3 protein-coding genes are annotated in these 2012 nt (G+C 62.1%); all 3 read right to left on the bottom strand.

Annotated elements, in window-relative coordinates:
• Positions 1-237 (bottom strand): hypothetical protein (locus tag N802_RS20690; protein ID WP_211254467.1); only part of this gene is annotated, 237 nt, incomplete at its 3' end.
• A 314-nt stretch (positions 238-551) separates the two neighbouring features.
• Entirely contained in the window at positions 552-974 is a 423-nt protein-coding gene (locus tag N802_RS19090; protein ID WP_156971534.1) for a hypothetical protein, read from the bottom strand.
• On the bottom strand, positions 971-2012 hold a 1042-nt coding region (locus N802_RS20390), incomplete at its 5' end, for a polymorphic toxin-type HINT domain-containing protein (protein ID WP_035919665.1). The genes N802_RS19090 and N802_RS20390, both read right to left, overlap by 4 nt.

Raw genomic sequence — 2012 nt, 5'->3', positions numbered from 1 at the left:
CTCAAAGCCCACCACTCCACGGGACTCATACGGACCTACCTCTTCAAGTGCTTCGATACTCTGCTCCCCGGTTAGACCTACGGGCGCCCTCCACTTGAGCATTCCCCCCGAAAGTCGCATCTCGATGGCGAGCTTCGTCATGACCCATGCAAGGGAAGCGATGAAACCGGCTCCGAAAATGGCCATTAGCCACTGCTTGGGACCGCTTGGAACCCAGAGGCCGATCACAGAGAACACCAGGACCCATATGCCGAGGTGACGCAACACGCAGCCCCATTGCTTAAGTGAAGCGTCGTGCTTGGGCGGCGGTACATCTATCACTTCGAAGTGTTCGAGATCACAACTAGTGTCGAGATGCGCCGCGGATTGCACGCCCCCGTGCACAGTTCTTTGCACGAACAGCGGGTCGGACGGCTACCTCAGCAATCTGCGAGCCCGATGCTCCGCGACCACCGGCCCCACCCGCTGCCTCAACTCAGGCGAGCACCTCCGCGCGGCACTCCCTTCCCAAGAATGGCTCTCTCCGGACATGCCGGGGCAGCTCAATCGGCCTACCCATGGCCGCCCTGCGGATCTTGCGCAACGGCCTCCACGATGGCCCGGATCTCTGGCAGCCCACCAGCGATCTTCCGCCGGATCGCGAACTCTTCAGCCGCATCGACCGCGGACCGCAGCAGAACCAGTAGCACGCCACGGCGATCCTCGACCGGCTCGAGTGGAACCGCAGCCTGCACCATCAACAGCATCCGCTTTCGACTGAAGGTTCCCGTTCGAACGCCGGAAAACTCGGCTTGAAGAAGTTCGCCTGTCACGTGGAAGACGACGTTCACGGACAGGGGGGTGGTGATCCCGTAGCGCGCCTGTATCACGTCGCGCATGATGACGCTGATAGCCGGGTCCCAAGCCTTGTCCACGTGGGGCGATCCACCGAAGACCACGCCAACGGAAAGCGGCTTTCGCGCTTCCCCGCTCATCCGCGACCTCTCACAGGCCACCGTTCACGGTTGAGCGGGCCGCGCCAGTACTCGACGAACAAGCGTTCAGCCTCGGCCATTTCACGACGAGATCCGGTCGCAATCGGGATCATCCGCTTGTCCTCCATGAACAACTGCGTGTACCGGCGTTCCGGATTTTCCTTTCCGGTGATGCCCCATTTGAGGAGATCGCCATTCTGATCCTCGAGCCGGTAAAGCGTCGTAAGCCTGGGACTGTCCAACGAATTGCCGTGGATCCGACAGGTGTTGTGGACGAGGGCTTCGCTGTCGCCGACGTGGTAGGTGTGGATACCTTCGACGGTGAGGTTGTAGGCCAAGGCCTGACGGGTAGATGCCAGAGCCAGCCCCACGACATCAAGCGCCCGACCATCTGCCGCCAGAACCTGCTCCCCGGGCCCAAGCTCATCTGCCCGCTCGAACCGTTGTTCGGTAACCGACCAGAAGGGGTGATCCTCGGTCGTCGCAATGACCTCGCCGTCCAGCTTGAGATCGACGACCGAGTCGGCATGGACCCAGACGTGAGTCACCGTCCGCGCTTCTTGCTCCCCGGTCTCGGGGTCGGTCGCGAGGACCTTGTCTCCGACCTTGATGTCCTCAATGGGCTTCTTGGTGCCGTCGCCCATCAGGACGGTCGTAGTCCCAGTGAAGGAACAAGCTCGGGCAGCAGTTGTTGCGGCCAGTTTTGTACCGCCCTTGACGGCGAGCCGTCCGCCTGTTCCGACGCCTGGGACGACGCCGATTGCGGTGGTGGCGCAGGCGCCGCCGTCGCCGGTGAGACATTTTTGGGCGTCCTGGTAGGGGACGACGACGTTGACGGCCGCGCCTGCGCGTTGGGCTGCGATGGCGTTGCTCTTGGCAACGATCTTGTAGTACTGCTCTTTCTCCCAGCGGACGAAGGCCGCGTCTCGGCGGGCTCGTTGGATCTGGTACTTTTCGCGCTGCTCTTGGATCGTGGGCTTGCGTGGTGCCTTGTAGGGGCGGTAGTTCTTTCCGCCCTTGTACTTGTAGCTGCTGGAC

Origin of the sequence: Knoellia sinensis KCTC 19936 (assembly GCF_000768705.1) — a bacterium.
Classification (GTDB): domain Bacteria; phylum Actinomycetota; class Actinomycetes; order Actinomycetales; family Dermatophilaceae; genus Knoellia; species Knoellia sinensis.
Note: the sequence above shows the minus strand (reverse complement) of the source record. Positions and strands in the feature narration are given on the sequence as shown.